We start from the raw sequence: 14,746 nt of genomic DNA on the forward strand, positions 1-14,746 counted from the left end.
CCGCTCGCGAGCGCCGTCTGTCAGGCGTCGTCGTCGCGCGCGCGATCCTCGATGTAGCGCAGCAGCACGCCCTCGCGGAGGGCCCAGGGGGAGACCTCGAGCTCGTCCACCCCCATCGCGGTCATGGCGGTGTGCAGCACGACCGCGGCCGCCACGATCTGGAACGTGCGATCCGGGGTGATGCCGGGCAGCTCCTGCCGGGCGGAGGCGGGCAGGCGCGCGAGACGCGGGATCCAGGATCCGAGCGATGCGCGCGGGAGCAGCATCCGCTCCGATCCCGACCAGCCCGGCGCCTGATAGCCGACGAGCCGGGCGAGCGATCGGATCGCCTTGGACGAGCCGACCACATGTTCGGGGCGGGGAAGCGTCGAGAACCGCGCCGCGACAGGTGCGAACACGTCGGCCGCATGCTCCCGAAGGCGCTCCACGGCCTCCTCGCCCGGTGGATCGTCGGGAAGGAACATCAGGGTCGAGCGCCCGGCGCCGAGCGGCACGGAGGCGGCGATGTCCGGGAGCTCCTCGGATCCCGCCGCCATCTCGAAGGATCCGCCGCCGATGTCGAACAGCAGGATCTGCCCCGCGGCCCAGCCGAACCAGCGGCGCACCGCGAGGAAGGTCAGCCGCGCCTCGGTCTCGCCGTCGAGCACCTGCAGCGGCTGTCCGAGCGCGGCCTCGACGCGGGCGATCACCTCGGCGCCGTTCGCCGCCTCGCGCACGGCGCTCGTCGCCGTCGCGAGCAGGGCGTCGACGCGCTGCTGGGCCGCCACCGCGCGCGCCTGCCGCACCGAGGCCTCGAGCGCCTGCACGCCCTCTTCGCTGATCGCGCCGGACGGCGTGAGGAAGCGCATGAGACGCAGTACGGTGCGGTCGCTCGTGGTCGCGAGCGGCCTGCCGCCGGGATGCACGTCGGCGGCGAGCAGATGGACGGTGTTGGATCCGATGTCGAGCACTCCGAGACGCACGGAGGAAGACTACTCGCTGCGCGTGAACCGGCCGTGGAACGATGTCACGGAACCACGAAGGGGCCGGGTACGAGACCCGGCCCCCTTCGCCGGCCGAAGCCGACAGCATGGATCCGCTCAGCTGGCGCTGCAGAGGATGAGCGTGGCGTTGACGCCACCGCTCTGCTTGGCGCCGCCGCCGGCGACGAAGCCGGTGGGGAGCGTCGTGGAGGCGGTCAGCTGGAACGCGACCGAGATCGACAGCGTGGTGCGGAAGTCCATCGTGGCGCCCGCGGCGAGGGGAGCGGTCAGGGTGATCTGACGCGCGGTGCCGGAGAGGACGTTGACGGTCGCGGTGCCACCGGTGACCGAGAAGACGCCGACGTTCGCGACGCCCGAGCCGGTGATGTTGATGATCGTGCCCGAGGGGAGCGGCGCGGAACCGGCCGTCAGCGTGAAGCCGGGGCCGAGGACGCCGAGGACACCACAGGTGCCGTTGATCGCGAAGTCGCCGACGTTGGTGGCGGTCGAGGCCGCGGCGAGCGGGGTCGCGGCGGCGACGGCGATCACGGGGACCGACCAGGCGGCGCCCTTCACGAGTGCGCGGCGGCTGACGCTACGGGCGGGGGACGAGGTGATGTCTTCCATGCATAACTCCGGTGTCTTGTTGCGGAACTTCTCCGGGGAGAGGGCCCCTCCCCAGGGAGCAGACCGAACGCGCCTGGGGATGGCGCGTCAGGTCGGTCGTTGCTAGCGTCAGACTGGCCGCGCGCAGGCGTACGGATGACGCCGGAGTCGCCAAATGATCCACGGCGGTCGTGATCCGATCAGCGGCTCGTCCCGGCCCGGGAATCGCGGGCGTCGCCGACTGCCGGGCGGCACGCCGATACGATGGAGCGCGTGAGCTCCGACACTCTCGCGCCGCTGTCGCCGTACCGTCGCATCGACCGTGCGGACTGGGCGCGCCTCGCCGCCGACCTCGACCAGCCGCTCAGCGAGACCGAGGTCGTCGAGATCCGCGGCATCGGCGACCGGCTGGACCCCACAGAGGTCAAGGAGGTCTACCTGCCGCTGAGCCGGCTGCTCAGTCTGTACGCGACCTCGACCAAGCGCCTCGGCGAGGCCACCAACCAGTTCCTCGGCGAGGCCGATGACACCACGCCGTTCGTCGTCGGCGTGGCCGGATCCGTCGCGGTCGGCAAGTCGACCATCGCCCGCCTGCTGCGCGAGCTCATGAGCCGCTGGCCGGGCACCCCGCGCGTCGAGCTGGTCACCACGGACGGCTTCCTGTATCCCAACGCCGAGCTCGAGCGGCGCGGGATCATGGACCGCAAGGGCTTCCCCGAGTCGTACGACCGCCGTGCGCTGATCGAGTTCCTCACGAAGGTGAAGAGCGGCGCCGCCGAGGTGCGCGCCCCGTTCTACTCGCACATCCGCTACGACATCGTGCCCGATGCGCATGTCGTGGTGCGCCGCCCGGACGTCGTGATCGTCGAGGGGCTGAACGTGCTGCAGCCGCCGCCCGCCCCGAACGACGTCGCCGTGAGCGACCTCTTCGACTTCTCGATCTTCGTCGACGCCGAGCTCGACCACATCGCCCAGTGGTACGTGGACCGCTTCCTCGCCCTGCGGCAGGGCGCGTTCACGAACCCGTCCTCCTACTTCAACGTGTTCGCGCACCTCACCGACGAGGAGGCGGTCACGACGGCGATGGGGTACTGGAACGAGATCAACCTGCCGAACCTCATCGAGAACGTGATGCCGACGAAGCACCGCGCGACGCTCGTGCTGAACAAGGGCGCCTCGCACGCCGTGGAGTCCGTGCTGCTGCGCAAGCTCTGACACTCCGAACGCGCCCCGGCGTCGCGCTCGGCTGGGATACTGACTCCATGGGGACCGCTCCTTTCGCCTTCCTGCTCCCGGCCGCGGCCGGGACATCGACCCTCATCCTCGTCGGCGTGCTCGTCGTCAGCGGCGTGGCAAAGCTCCGCACCCCGGATGACGCCGCGGGCTGGGAGGCGATGGGCGTTCCCGCCGGGCTGCGCCGGGAGTGGCTGATCCGCTTCCACCCGATCGGTGAGCTCGCCCTCGCGGCGGCACTGCTGCTGCTCGGCGGAGCGCTCGGGATCGCCGCGGCCGTCGTGGCGGTGCTCCTCTTCGCGGCCTACCTGGCGATGGTGTGGCGCGCGCGGCGGCAGATGCCCGACGCCTCGTGCGCGTGCTTCGGCGAGCGGCGCCCGATCACCGGACGCACCCTGCTGCGCAACGCCTGGCTCGTGCTGCTGGCCCTCGTCTCGGCGGTCACGATCGGCGCGCAGCCGCTGTGGGGCGGCGTCGCCCTGCTCGCCGTCGCGCTGTGGCCGTGGACGCTCGCGCTCGCCGCGGTCGCCGTGACGTTCCTGCTCGTGCAGGAGAAGGGATCCGAATCCGCCGAGACGGTGAGCGGTCCCGGCGCCCTGGCGCCGACGGCGAGCGGATCCGACGACGAACCGGAGGACTACCTCCGCAGCCGAACCCCGGCCGTCCCGGTGCAGCTCGGCGACGGCACGACCGTGACGCTCAGGGAGCTCTCCGCGCGCGAGCCCGTCCTGCTCCTCGCGGTCTCGGAGGGCTGCGGATCCTGCACGCCCGTGATCGAGAGCGTCGAACGCTATAGGGAGCTGCTGCCGGAGGTCTCCGTGCGGTTCCTGCTGCGCAGCGATCCCGAGGGCAGCACGCTCACCTCGGCGGAGGAGCCGCAGACGCTTCACGACGCGAGCAGATACGTGAGTGCGACCTTCGCCGATGCCTGGATGACGCCGAGCGCGATCCTGCTCGGGGCCGACGGCCTGCTGGCGGGCGGCCCCGTGTCCGGCGCACCGCAGGTCGCCGAGTTCGTCGAGGACATCTACGAGAGCCTGCACGGGGAGCGGCCGCCTGCGCCGTGAGCAGCACCCGGGACGCCTCTGTGGGTTCGCGGAAAACAGTCCGCGTCCGCAATCTTGATTTCCCGAGAAGCACGACAGGCGTAGAGTAACGGTCACGCGGGTTCCTGCGGCTGGGGAGCCGCACCCGCGGGACCTTGTGGGGAGGTCTCAGATGGAGATCGTCTTGGATACTCGAGCGACGATGTTGCCGCGGGGCGTGACGCAGGAGCAGCTCGACGTCGCTCGACGCTTTCACGGTGTGCTGGCGACCGGGCACACCCTGCAGGCGGGGGCGGAATGGTGGTGGCCGGTGCGCCCGGCCGACGGCGAGGAGAGCGCCGTGATCCTGATCGCCGAGATTCCGCTCACGATCTCGAGCGATGAGAGCCCGCGGCAGCAGGCCCCGCCGGGATCCCTGTGCTTCCTCCGCCCGCACCATGACACGAGGGTGATCGCGGTCGGCTCTGGCACCGTGATGTGCCTGTGGGTGCCGTGGTCCGCGCTGTCCGAGATCGAGCAGGTGCTGCCGAGCAGGGGGGAGGTGATCGCGCCGAGCCCTCTGGGGAGGGGACTGGAGGCGTTCCTGTCCTCGCTGCTCACGCAGGACGCCGAGTCGACCGCGGTCACGGATCGCCTCGTGGAACGCCTGCTCGCTGAGATGGTGTTCGGAGTGCTGGTCGAGGCCGCTCCGCATGTGCTTCACGACGGCGAGGCGGCGCGCCTCGAGCGTGCGCGCTCGCTCATGCTGACGCGGCGAGCGGAGCGGGACTTCGGCGTTGTGGCGCTCGCGCGCGACATGCACATGTCGGTGCGGCAGCTGCAGCGGTTGTTCGCGGCCGAGGGCAGCGCGCCCGCGGAGGAGCTGCGCCGGATCCGCGTGGAGCTGGCCCGTGAGCTCATGAGCGACGCCGACTGCGCGCCGCTCGGCATCGCCGAGATCGCGTCGCACTCGGGCTTCCCGGACGCGGCAGGACTGCGCCGAGCCTTCGCCCGGTCGGGGCTGCCGTCTCCGCGCGTCGTGCGCCGGGCCGGACGCGCCTGAGTTCGGGCCGATCGACTCCGGATCCGATCCTGTGATCGCGCGCGACCTCGATTCGTACGGAACCCGCGCAAAATCACGGCCGTACCCTGGAATCCATGTGTGGAATCGTCGGATACGTGGGGCCGCGCCCCAGCCAGGACATCCTGCTCGCGGGCCTCGCCCGCCTCGAGTACCGCGGGTACGACTCGGCCGGCATCGCCGTCATCGATGACGCCGGATCCCTCAGCATGCGCAAGAAGGCCGGCAAACTGCAGATGCTGCGCGACTCGCTCGCCGACGCCGCGCTCGCCGACGGCAGCACCGGGATCGGGCACACCCGCTGGGCAACGCACGGCGGCCCGACCGATGCGAACGCGCACCCGCATCTCGCCGACGACGACAAGCTCGCGCTCATCCACAACGGCATCATCGAGAACTTCGCCGCTCTCCGCGCCGAGCTCGAGGCCGAGGGCGTGACGTTCCGCAGCGAGACCGACACCGAGGTCGCCGCGGCCCTCGTCGGCCGCGAGTACCGCCGCACGGGCGACCTCAAGGAGGCGTTCCGCGCCGTCGTGAACCGCCTCGAGGGCGCCTTCACCCTGCTCGCCGTGCACCAGGACGAGCCGGGTCTCGTCGTCGCCGCACGTCGCAACTCGCCGCTCGTGATCGGCCTCGGCGACGGGGAGAACTTCCTCGGATCGGACGTCGCCGCCTTCGTCGAGCACACCCGCCGTGCGCTCGCGATCGGCCAGGACCAGATCGTCGCCATCACGCCCTCCGAGGTCACCGTCACGGACTTCGCCGGCGCGGCCGTCACGCCGGAGCCGTTCGAGGTCTCGTGGGACGCCACATCCGCCGAGAAGGGCGGCTGGCCGAGCTTCATGGCCAAGGAGGTCGCCGAGGAGCCCGACGCCGTCGCGAACACGATCCGCGGCCGCGTGCGGGACGGCGCCGTCGTCATCCCGGAGCTGGACGGATCCGACGATCTGTTCCGCGGTGTGGACCGCATCATCATCACCGCCTGCGGAACCGCCTCGTACGCGGGCATGGTCGGCAAGTACGCGCTCGAGCAGTGGGCGCGCGTGCCGGTGGACGTCGAGCTCGCGCACGAGTTCCGCTACCGCGACCCGGTGATCGGCGAGAACACCCTCGTCGTGTCGATCAGCCAGTCCGGCGAGACCATGGACACGCTCATGGCGGTCAAGTACGCCCGCGAGCGCGGCGCGCGCACCCTGTCGATCTGCAACACCCAGGGCGCCACGATCCCGCGCGAGTCCGACGCGGTGGTCTACACGCACGCCGGCCCCGAGGTCGCGGTCGCGTCGACCAAGGCGTTCGTCGCGCAGATCACGGCGCTGCTGCTGCTCGGCCTGCACGCGGGCCGGGTGCGCGAGACGCTCTCCGCCGCCGACGGCGCGGCCGCCGTGGCCGAGCTCGACGCGCTGCCCGCGAAGATCGCCGAGGTGCTCTCGGAGGAGCAGGCGCACGTCACGCAGCTCGCGGGCTGGATGGCGGACACCCGCTCCGTGCTGTTCCTCGGACGCCACGTGGGCTACCCGATCGCGCTCGAGGGCGCGCTCAAGCTCAAGGAGATCTCCTACATCCACGCGGAGGGCTTCGCCGCCGGCGAGCTCAAGCACGGCCCGATCGCCCTGATCGAGCCCGGCCAGCCGGTGTTCGTGCTCGTTCCCTCGCCGCGGCACTCCGCACTGCTGCACGCGAAGGTCGTCTCCAACATCCAGGAGATCCGTGCGCGCGGCGCCCGTGTGATCGTGATCGCCGAGGAGGGCGACGCGGCCGTGCTGCCGTTCGCCGACGAGGTCATCCGCATCCCGCTCGCCGGCGCCCTGTTCGAGCCGCTCCTCGCGGTCGTGCCGCTGCAGATCTTCGCCATGGCGCTCGCCACCGCGAAGGGCCTCGACGTGGACCAGCCCCGCAACCTGGCCAAGTCCGTCACGGTGGAGTGACGCCGGGTTCCCGGGTTTCGCTTCGGCTCGGTCCCTCCGCGCCGGGTGCACGGGTACTTGTCGAGCGCACGGATCGTTGACGTGGAGAGGCGGTGCACTCGGCAGGATCCGGTGAGTTCGCGGATCCTGCCGGTGGGTGCATCGGGGTGTGACGGGCGGACCGGTCCACGCGCGCCGGGGTGGACCGCCGCTGGATCCAGGTGGCGCGGATCCTGCCCGGTAGGCTGAATCGGTGATCATCGGCACCGGCATCGACCTCGTGGACATCCCGCGATTCGAGCGGACCGTCGCCCGTACGCCGCGGCTCATGCAGCGGCTGTTCGCGCCGTCGGAGCAGGGGCTGAGGCTCCCGTCGCTCGCCGCGCGGTACGCGGCGAAGGAGGCGCTGATCAAGGCGCTGGGCGGATCCGACGGGGTGCACTGGACCGAGATCGAGATCGCGTCCGAGCCTTCGGGCCGGCCGTACTTCGTGCTGAGCGGCAGCACAGCCGCCGCCGTCGCCGAGCGCGGCATCACCACGCTGCACCTCTCCCTCACCCACGACGCGGGCCTCGCCTCCGCGTACGTCGTGGCGGAGTCCCGCGAGTCGGAGGTCGCGCCCGGCGGGGCCGGATCCGTCGGGGCCGGATCCGTCGGGGCCGGATCCGTCGGCGCCCCCTCTGAGCACCGGGACCCCCTCGCAAGTGCGCACCTCAGCGGGGGCGCGGACGCTGCAGGGGGGCCTCGACAGGATCCGGCGAGCCGGGACCGCGTCGCGGGGGAGGGGCAGGCATGACCGCGCCCTTCCGCGAGGCGACGATCGACCTCGACGCGATCAGCGACAACACCCGGCACCTGCGCCGGCTCACCGGCGTCGACGTGATCGGCGTCGTGAAGGCGAACGCGTACGGGCACGGCGCCGCCGCGGCGGCCGTCGCCGCGCTCGCGGGCGGGGCGACCAGCCTCGGCGTGGCCACGGTGGAGGAGGGTCTCGACCTGCGCCGCGCGGGCATCAACGCGCGGATCCTGGCCTGGCTGCACGCCCCCGGCCGCCGTTTCGACGACGCTGCCGAGGCCGGCATCGATCTCGGGATCTCGAGCTTCGAGCAGCTTCTCGCCGCGTCCGAGGCGAGCCGCGGGTCGGATCCGGTCCGGGTGCACCTCAAGTTCGAGACGGGACTGAGCCGCAACGGCATCGCCCCGGACGACCGCTCCCGGTTGCTGGCGGAGGCGGCGCGCCTGGAAAGGATCGGGCGCCTGCGCATCGCGGGCCTGTTCAGTCACGTGTCCAACACGTCGCCCGAGGACGACCTGGCCGCGCTCGCCGCCTTCGAGACGGCGTGCGCCGAGGCGGCCGCGCTCGGCATCGTCCCGGAGGTGCGCCACATCGCCGCGACCGCCGCGGCCATCGACCTGCCGCAGACCCGGCTCGATGCGGTCCGGATCGGGATCGGGCTGTACGGGCTCAGCCCGTTCGAGGACCGCAGCTCGGCCGATCTCGGGCTGCGCCCCGCGATGACCCTGCGCGGCGCCGTCGCTGCGGTGCGGCGGGTGCCCGCCGGCACCGGCGTGTCCTACGGCTACACGCACCGCACGGAGGCCGAGACCACGCTCGCGCTCATCCCGCTCGGCTACGCCGACGGCGTGCCTCGCAGCGCATCGGGCCGCGGTCCGGTGCAGATCGGCGGGCGCCGCTACACGGTCGCCGGGCGCATCGCGATGGACCAGTTCCTCGTCGACGTCGGCGACGACCCCGTCTCCGTGGGCGATGAGGCCGTGCTGTTCGGCGATCCGACGCTCGGGCCGCCCTCCGCGGCGGACTGGGGCGACGCCGCCGGCACCATCAACTACGAGATCGTGACGAGGATCGGTCAGCGCGTGCCGCGCCGGAGCGTGTCGTGACCGCGCTCGACGACCTGGCGGGGCGGCACGAGATCCGCACCTCCGAAGCCATGGAGGAGCTCGGCCGCAGGATCGGATCCGACCTGGTCGCCGGTGACGTCCTGATCCTCACCGGCCCGCTCGGCGCGGGGAAGACGACGTTCACGCGCGGACTCGCCGAAGGCCTCGGCGTGCGCGGACCCGTGCAGAGCCCGACGTTCGTGATCGCCCGCACGCACCCGTCGCTGGGCGGGGGAGCCCCCCTCGTGCACATGGACGCGTACCGGCTCGGATCCGCCGCGGAGCTGGACGACCTCGACGTCGACGTGCCGGGATCCGTCGTCGTGATCGAGTGGGGGCGAGGCATGGCCGAGGAGCTCGCCGACGCCTGGTGGGACATCGAGCTCGAGCGCCCGGTCGGCGCGGGTGCCGACGACCTCTCACCCGAGGAGCTCGACGCCGACGCCCCGCGCATGGTCACGATCACCCGCGCGACCGCCCGCTGAAGCGACTGCCGCGGAGACGCCCGCTGCCGCCGGGGTGACCCCGCGGCCGAGGGATCCGCGTGGCACCGCGTCGCGGGCATATCGGTATGATGCAGACGACCGAAGCGCAGGGAAGAGTATGAGCGAAGACGACACGAAGACCGCGGTCATCATCGAGGACGATCCGGATGTCCGCTCACTGCTCGACGAGGTGTTCCGTGCCGCCGGCTTCCGCACCGTGCTCGCCGGAACGGGCCTCGAGGGCGTGGCGGCGGTCGCGGCGCACGCGCCGATCATCACGACCCTCGACATCAACCTGCCCGGGATCGACGGTTTCGAAGCCGCCCGGCGGATCCGCGCCGTGAGCGCGACCTTCATCATCATGCTGTCCGCCCTGGGCGAGGAGTCCGACGTCGTGCTGGGCCTCACGTCCGGCGCCGACGAGTACCTGGTCAAGCCGTTCCGCCCCCGCGAGCTCCGCGCCCGCATCGAGGCGCTGCTGCGCCGCCCGCGCAATGCCGATCCCGTCGGCACGGGGCCGGTCGGCAACGGGCCTGCGGCCACAAGCGCGGCCGCAGGCGCGGCCGAGCCGCCGCGCGCCGCGAGCACCGCCCCGGAGTCCGGCGCCCCTGTCGATGGACAGCCGGCGCCCGCCCGCAACCCGTCCGCCACGGCCGCGGTCCCGACGACCGGCGGCGCGGGGCACTGGCATTCGCACCGCGACATCAGCCTGGATCCGGTCACGCACACCGTGCTCGTGGCGCAGCGGGAGGTCGAGCTGACCCCGACCGAGTTCGACCTGCTCGCGACCCTGCTCGAATCGAAGCGCCGCGTGCGCAGCAAGGCGGATCTGGCGCTCGTGCTGCGCGGGGAGGCCTTCGGATCCGCGTCGTACGTGGGCGAGCCCGACAAGCGCGCGATCGAGGCGCACATGGCGAACCTCCGTCGCAAGATCGGCGACAGCACCGCCGAGCCACGGTACATCGAGACCGTGCGCGGCGTGGGCTACCGCCTCACCGCGCATTCGGACGGCGCGCCGGCGCTGAGCTGATCGGCCCTTCGCCGCGGCGCACGGGCAGGGCGCCGAACCCCCGCTCGGCGCCCCGTCGGCGATCCGTTTCATCGCCCCGTGTGCACGGGCCGTCCCCGTGCATCCCGCGGGAGTTCCGGGCGCCGATCCCGATCGGCACCCGGCCTCCGCATACCGGCATCGATTCCCCAATCGGTGTCCGGTCCCGCTCCCGGGCAGGGTCCCGGGAGCGGGGTGGCGCCTTGTCCCGAGGCGCCGCCCGCTCCGTCCCGGTTACGGGTCCCTGGTCGGAGCGGGGGTCGATGCCGGCGGCGGCGCCGGCGAGCCTGTGAACGGCGCGGTCGCCTCGCCCGCCGCGGACGCGGTCGGTGCGGGGTTCCGGGCGAGCGCCGGGTCGACCGCGAACCCGCGGCCCAGCACGGCGGCGAAGTCCGCCTCGCCCTGTGCGATGCCGCTGCAGGAATCGGAGGCGGTGCGCGCGTCGGGGTGGTCGGCGCCGCAGGCGCGGTCGCGGTTGAGCGACCACATCGAGACGCGGGCGAGGCGCTGCTTCTGGGCGAAGGCGTTCAGCGTCGCCGCATCGTCGAGGGCGAACACCTCGTCGTGCACGTCGTTCTGCCCGATCATCGGCGTCGCGCCCATGATCGCCCACGCGCCGCCCGCGGGCAGGGCGAGATGCAGATCGTCGTAGAGCCGGCCGAGCTGATCGTGCACCGCCGTGAGCGCCGTGATCGCGGCCCCTGCCATCGACCGGTCTGCGAGCGGTGCGCCGTAGTCCATCGTCATCGCGTTGATGCCGGCGAGACGCACGCCCGCCTGCAGCAATTGGCGGATCGCCCGCAGCCCGTCGGTGCCGAGCCCCTCCTGGTCCGAGGGGAGCGTGAGCCAGACGGAGAGATCCGAGCCTTTCGCGTGCGCTCGCCCCTGCAGTCCCGCGATGGCCGCCGCGCGACGGTCCCCGGCCACGACATCGCCGAGCGCCGCGTTCTCCAGGTCGAGGTCGATCGTCGTGATCGTGTAGCGCTCGAGCACGTTCGCGTAGGCGCCGATCAGGTCGCCGACCGTTCCGCAGGCGCTGGCGAGCTCGGTGCCCCTCGCACCGCCGAACGACACCGTGACGGCGGCGCCCGCCTCGCGCTTCTGGGCGATCCGGCGATCCATGTCGAGTGCCCGGCTCGCCTCGGCGAGCGAGTAGACGCCGCCCCAGGTCGGGCTGCACGCACCGCCGGGCCCGGCGGTGACGAACGCGAGCACCACCGCATCGGAGCCGGCGCCGGGCAGGGAGGCCGTGTCGGGGTGCGCCGCCGTGACGTCGTAGTAGCCGCCGAACCATCGGGGGCCCGCGGTGGCGCCGGGAGCCCCCTCGTCGCGGAGGAGGAACCACGGGACCACGATGATGCCGGTCGCGACGGTGAGGGCGACGAGCAGACCCACCAGCACGCGCCACACGGACGAGCGCCCGCCGGACGAGGGTGCAGAGGGGCCGGTCATCGCAGCACGCTCGCTTTCTGCCCGTCGTGGCGTCGAGGGATCCGCCGTGGAAAGTGGGGATCCGGTCTGGTGGGGGACCTTCGTTGCTGCGATGCTAGGCGGCGCGATATATCCGTTGAAGGGCCTTCGGCGCTTCTTTGGATAACCTTGCGGAAGCGTTGAGCGACCCGGTCGGGCCCGGCGCCGCCGATGCATCCCGCATCAGGCTCCGCGTCGCGCAGGAGAGAGGATCGGCATGTCCCGCAGGGCGTCGATCTGGCGTTGGCAGTTCATCTTCGTCAGCACCACGGTCGCGATCGCGGTGCTCGTGGCAGCCCTCAAGCCGACCATCTTCGCCACGCCGCTCTTCACCGCCGGGCTCGCGCTGTCGGTGCTGACCACGGCCGTGGTGCTGGTGCTGCCGTGGGACCGCATCCCGCCCGCGGGAATCCTCGCGGTCCCGATGATCGACATCTGCGCGATCGGCCTCACGACGCAGGCTCCCGACATCCGCCTCGGGTTCCTCTGGGTGATCCCCATCACGTGGATCGCCACCTACTACTCGATGATCGCCGTGTTCGGCGGCATCGCCCTCATCACGGCGTTCCTGTTCACCGTCGCGAACCAGACCGGACTGATCTCGGACGTGGTGCTGCGGGTGCTCATCACGGCCTTCGCGCTGGGGTTCCTCGGCACCACGATCCGGATCGGGATGCGGCGCTCGCGCGCCTCCCGCCGCCTGCTGCGGCGCCGATCCGAGCAGATCGACCGCGTGGCGCGGCGGGCCGAGACGCACGAGCGCAGGGTCACCCAGATCATCGACGCGCTGGACACGGCGCTCGCCGCGGTCGGCGAGGACGGCGCGATCCTGAAGGCGAACGACGCCTACCGGCGGTTGTACGGCCTGGACGCCGACGGTCTCGCGCTGCCCGCGCTCGCGGTGGAGTACGACGACCGGGAGGGGGAGCCGATCCCGGTCGAGGGGACCGTGCTGGCCCGGGCCGCGCGCGGCGAGCACCTCGCGGGCGAGCGGGTGTGGCTCTACGGCGCCGACGGCGAGTGGCGGGCGCTCGAGGTCGACACGCAGCCGATCGCGAGCGACGCCGATCAGGGCGCGGTCGTGCTGGTCAAGATCGACGACGTCACGGCCCGGCTCGCCGCGGCCGAGGAGCGCCGGCTGATGTCGGCGATCCTCACGCACGAGCTGCGCAACCCGCTCACCGCGATCGTCGGGCACGTCGACCTGCTGCTCGAGCGCGACGATCTGCCGGCCCGCGCCGCCGACCAGCTGGGCGTCGTCGCGGGCGCCGCCGAACGCATGCAGGATCTGGTCACGACGGCCCTGGACGTGTCCCGGCCCCGCCCGCGCGTGCTGTCCGAGCCGGTCGATCTGCACGCCCTGGTGCAGGCGTCGGTGTCGTCGTTCCTGCCCACGGCGACGGCGAACCGGCTGCGGGTCGACCTGGCGGGGGAGACGACGCTGCTCATCTACGGGGACGCGTTCCGCCTGCGGCAGGTGATCGACAACCTGCTCAGCAACGCCGTCAAGTACACCGCCGCCGGCGGATCCATCCTCATCTCGCTCGGCGTCGCCGACGACGCCAGGGCGGAGGTCGTCGTGGAGGACACCGGATCCGGCATGGCGCCCGCCGACGTGGAGCAGCTCTTCCAGCCGTACTTCCGCGGCGAGCGGGCCGAGCGCAGCGGCGTGCCGGGAACCGGCCTCGGCCTCGTGGCGGTGCGGGACATCGTGACCGCCCATCACGGCGACATCGACGTCAGCAGCAGGCTCGGCGAGGGCACGCGCATGCGCGTCCTCCTGCCGCGGCGCCCGGAGAGGAACGACGCATGACCCCGCTCACCGCCCCCGTGGGCATCACCGTGAACACGTCCGTGACGCTCGTCGCGCTGGTGACCCTGTCCGCCGCGCTGGTGTTCGGTCTGGCGCTCATGCCGCGACCCAGCAGGGCGACCATCACATGGTCGGTCGGGTTCGGCGTCGCGATGCTCGCGACCTACGTGTGGGTGGCCGCGAACCAGTTCGACAGTGCCCCGCTGCGCGCGCTGTCGTCGGGCCTGATCGTGAGCTTCGAACCGCTGCTGTGGCTCGGCATCCGCTACTACGCCGGGAAGCGCCCGCTCTGGCCCGCCGCGGTGGCGTTCGTCGTGATCGGCCCCGCGCTGCTCACGGCGTCCAGCACCTCCGACGCGTATCCGACCGTGTTCCGCATCGTGTTCTCCGCCGCGGCCGTGTTCGCAGGGCTCTCCGCGTGGGAGCTGTTCCGGCTCCGGATCAGCGCCCGGGACGTCGTGCTGCCGCTGGCGCTGATCTCGTCCGCGTTCGTCGTGGTGGCTGCGTTCGGCATCGTCGCCGGCCTCACGGGCGTCGGATCCGCTCCCGGCGATGAGCTGCGCATGCTCCGCGACATCAACGGCGTCGGCATCCTGCTGACCAGTCAGTGCGCCGCCATCACGATCGTGCTGCTCGCCCGCGGCGAGGTGCTGCTGCGCGGCGGAGGCAGGGGAGGCCGCGCCGAGGGCGACGGCACGACGCTGCGGGCGCGTCTCGCCCGCGCACAGCGCGCGCAGGATCCGTCCTGGTCGCTGCTGGACATCCGGCTGGACGATCCCACCGACCTGCAGGAGGCCTCCGGCACCGCTGCGTTCGCCAGCATCGTCGACGCGTTCCACGCGCACGTGCTCGACGCGCTGCCCGCGACGGCCGACGTCGAGCGGGTCTCCGACGTGCAGGCGCTGGCGCTTCTGCCCGGGTCCGAGGAGGCCGTGCGCCGCGAGCTCCGGGTGCTACTGCAGCAGGTCTCCACGATCGAGGACTCCGGGCCCCGCGCCTCGGTGCGCGTGTCGGCGAGCGTCGGCTGGGCAGGAGCTGCGGCCGCCGACTACGACCTCGACGCGCTGTCGGCCGCCGCCGCCGACGCCGCGACCCTCGCCCAGGACCGCGGCGGCGATCGCTGGGAGCGGGCAGGGGCGTTGGCCCGCTGACGCACGGGATCCGCGGCGGGCCGCGCGCAGGGACCGGTCGAGGACGGCGGCGGCTAACCTGGA

12 protein-coding genes and 1 pseudogene are annotated in these 14,746 nt (G+C 72.5%); 10 read left to right on the forward strand and 3 right to left on the reverse strand.

What is annotated here, in order from left to right:
- Nucleotides 1–20: 20 nt before the first annotated feature.
- Together CQ044_RS00645 and CQ044_RS00650 are read right to left on the reverse strand one after the other, a co-directional pair.
- Nucleotides 21–962 (reverse strand): Ppx/GppA phosphatase family protein, encoded by a 942-nt coding sequence (locus CQ044_RS00645; protein WP_105686143.1) that lies wholly within the window; start codon nucleotides 960–962, stop codon nucleotides 21–23.
- A gap of 117 nt (nucleotides 963–1,079) precedes the next feature.
- The gene (locus CQ044_RS00650) at nucleotides 1,080–1,589 is read right to left on the reverse strand and encodes a hypothetical protein (RefSeq protein ID WP_146116715.1); all 510 of its coding nucleotides are present in this window, start codon (nucleotides 1,587–1,589) and stop codon (nucleotides 1,080–1,082) included.
- Between the two features lie 243 nt (nucleotides 1,590–1,832).
- Here CQ044_RS00650 and coaA point away from each other — a divergent pair, with 243 nt between their 5' ends.
- The 8 genes and pseudogenes from coaA (at nucleotide 1,833) to CQ044_RS00690 (ending at nucleotide 10,231) form a co-directional block, all read left to right on the forward strand.
- On the forward strand, nucleotides 1,833–2,783 hold the full coding sequence (coaA, locus tag CQ044_RS00655; protein ID WP_045273352.1) for a type I pantothenate kinase: 951 nt from the start codon (nucleotides 1,833–1,835) through the stop codon (nucleotides 2,781–2,783).
- Nucleotides 2,784–2,830: 47 nt separating this feature from the next.
- Complete coding sequence (locus tag CQ044_RS00660) at nucleotides 2,831–3,868, forward strand: MauE/DoxX family redox-associated membrane protein (protein WP_105686145.1); 1,038 nt, start codon at nucleotides 2,831–2,833, stop codon at nucleotides 3,866–3,868.
- Nucleotides 3,869–4,064: 196 nt separating this feature from the next.
- On the forward strand, nucleotides 4,065–4,889 hold the full coding sequence (locus tag CQ044_RS00665) for a helix-turn-helix domain-containing protein (RefSeq protein ID WP_181158136.1): 825 nt from the start codon (nucleotides 4,065–4,067) through the stop codon (nucleotides 4,887–4,889).
- 95 nt (nucleotides 4,890–4,984) lie between these two features.
- Nucleotides 4,985–6,835 (forward strand): glutamine--fructose-6-phosphate transaminase (isomerizing), encoded by a 1,851-nt coding sequence (gene glmS / locus CQ044_RS00670; protein ID WP_105686148.1) that lies wholly within the window; start codon nucleotides 4,985–4,987, stop codon nucleotides 6,833–6,835.
- 232 nt (nucleotides 6,836–7,067) lie between these two features.
- Nucleotides 7,068–7,415: pseudogene (locus CQ044_RS00675) on the forward strand (holo-ACP synthase); the annotation flags it as partial.
- Between the two features lie 191 nt (nucleotides 7,416–7,606).
- A complete protein-coding gene (gene alr / locus CQ044_RS00680; protein WP_105686150.1) occupies nucleotides 7,607–8,716 on the forward strand; it encodes an alanine racemase in 1,110 nt (369 codons plus the stop codon).
- Nucleotides 8,713–9,201 (forward strand): tRNA (adenosine(37)-N6)-threonylcarbamoyltransferase complex ATPase subunit type 1 TsaE, encoded by a 489-nt coding sequence (tsaE, locus tag CQ044_RS00685; RefSeq protein ID WP_105686151.1) that lies wholly within the window; start codon nucleotides 8,713–8,715, stop codon nucleotides 9,199–9,201. The genes alr and tsaE overlap by 4 nt, the downstream gene beginning before the upstream one ends.
- A 118-nt stretch (nucleotides 9,202–9,319) precedes the next feature.
- Nucleotides 9,320–10,231, forward strand: coding sequence for a response regulator transcription factor (locus CQ044_RS00690; protein ID WP_105686153.1), 912 nt, complete (start codon nucleotides 9,320–9,322; stop codon nucleotides 10,229–10,231).
- A gap of 252 nt (nucleotides 10,232–10,483) precedes the next feature.
- Here CQ044_RS00690 and CQ044_RS00695 read toward each other — a convergent pair whose 3' ends face one another.
- Nucleotides 10,484–11,701 (reverse strand): chitinase, encoded by a 1,218-nt coding sequence (locus CQ044_RS00695; RefSeq protein ID WP_105686155.1) that lies wholly within the window; start codon nucleotides 11,699–11,701, stop codon nucleotides 10,484–10,486.
- A gap of 235 nt (nucleotides 11,702–11,936) precedes the next feature.
- On the opposite strand from CQ044_RS00695, the gene CQ044_RS00700 reads away from it, so the two are divergent.
- Entirely contained in the window at nucleotides 11,937–13,532 is a 1,596-nt protein-coding gene (locus CQ044_RS00700) for an ATP-binding protein (protein ID WP_105686156.1), read from the forward strand.
- Nucleotides 13,529–14,683, forward strand: a complete 1,155-nt coding sequence (locus CQ044_RS00705; protein ID WP_105686158.1) for a hypothetical protein — start codon at nucleotides 13,529–13,531, stop codon at nucleotides 14,681–14,683. Before CQ044_RS00700 ends, CQ044_RS00705 begins: the two co-directional genes overlap by 4 nt.
- The last annotated feature ends 63 nt before the right edge of the window (nucleotides 14,684–14,746 follow it).

Source organism: Microbacterium sp. MYb64 (assembly GCF_002979495.1).
GTDB classification, from domain to species: Bacteria; Actinomycetota; Actinomycetes; order Actinomycetales; family Microbacteriaceae; genus Microbacterium; species Microbacterium azadirachtae_A.

What these genes read in the sequence shown, in the direction of transcription:
- alr (WP_105686150.1), top strand. Translation starts at nt 7,607, where the DNA reads ATGACCGCGCCCTTCCGCGAGGCGACGATCGACCTCGACGCGATCAGC.
- CQ044_RS00690 (WP_105686153.1), top strand. Translation starts at nt 9,320, where the DNA reads ATGAGCGAAGACGACACGAAGACCGCGGTCATCATCGAGGACGATCCG.
- glmS (WP_105686148.1), top strand. Translation starts at nt 4,985, where the DNA reads ATGTGTGGAATCGTCGGATACGTGGGGCCGCGCCCCAGCCAGGACATC.
- CQ044_RS00695 (WP_105686155.1), bottom strand. Translation starts at nt 11,701, where the DNA reads ATGACCGGCCCCTCTGCACCCTCGTCCGGCGGGCGCTCGTCCGTGTGG.
- CQ044_RS00660 (WP_105686145.1), top strand. Translation starts at nt 2,831, where the DNA reads ATGGGGACCGCTCCTTTCGCCTTCCTGCTCCCGGCCGCGGCCGGGACA.
- coaA (WP_045273352.1), top strand. Translation starts at nt 1,833, where the DNA reads ATGGAGCGCGTGAGCTCCGACACTCTCGCGCCGCTGTCGCCGTACCGT.
- CQ044_RS00705 (WP_105686158.1), top strand. Translation starts at nt 13,529, where the DNA reads ATGACCCCGCTCACCGCCCCCGTGGGCATCACCGTGAACACGTCCGTG.
- CQ044_RS00700 (WP_105686156.1), top strand. Translation starts at nt 11,937, where the DNA reads ATGTCCCGCAGGGCGTCGATCTGGCGTTGGCAGTTCATCTTCGTCAGC.
- CQ044_RS00650 (WP_146116715.1), bottom strand. Translation starts at nt 1,589, where the DNA reads ATGGAAGACATCACCTCGTCCCCCGCCCGTAGCGTCAGCCGCCGCGCA.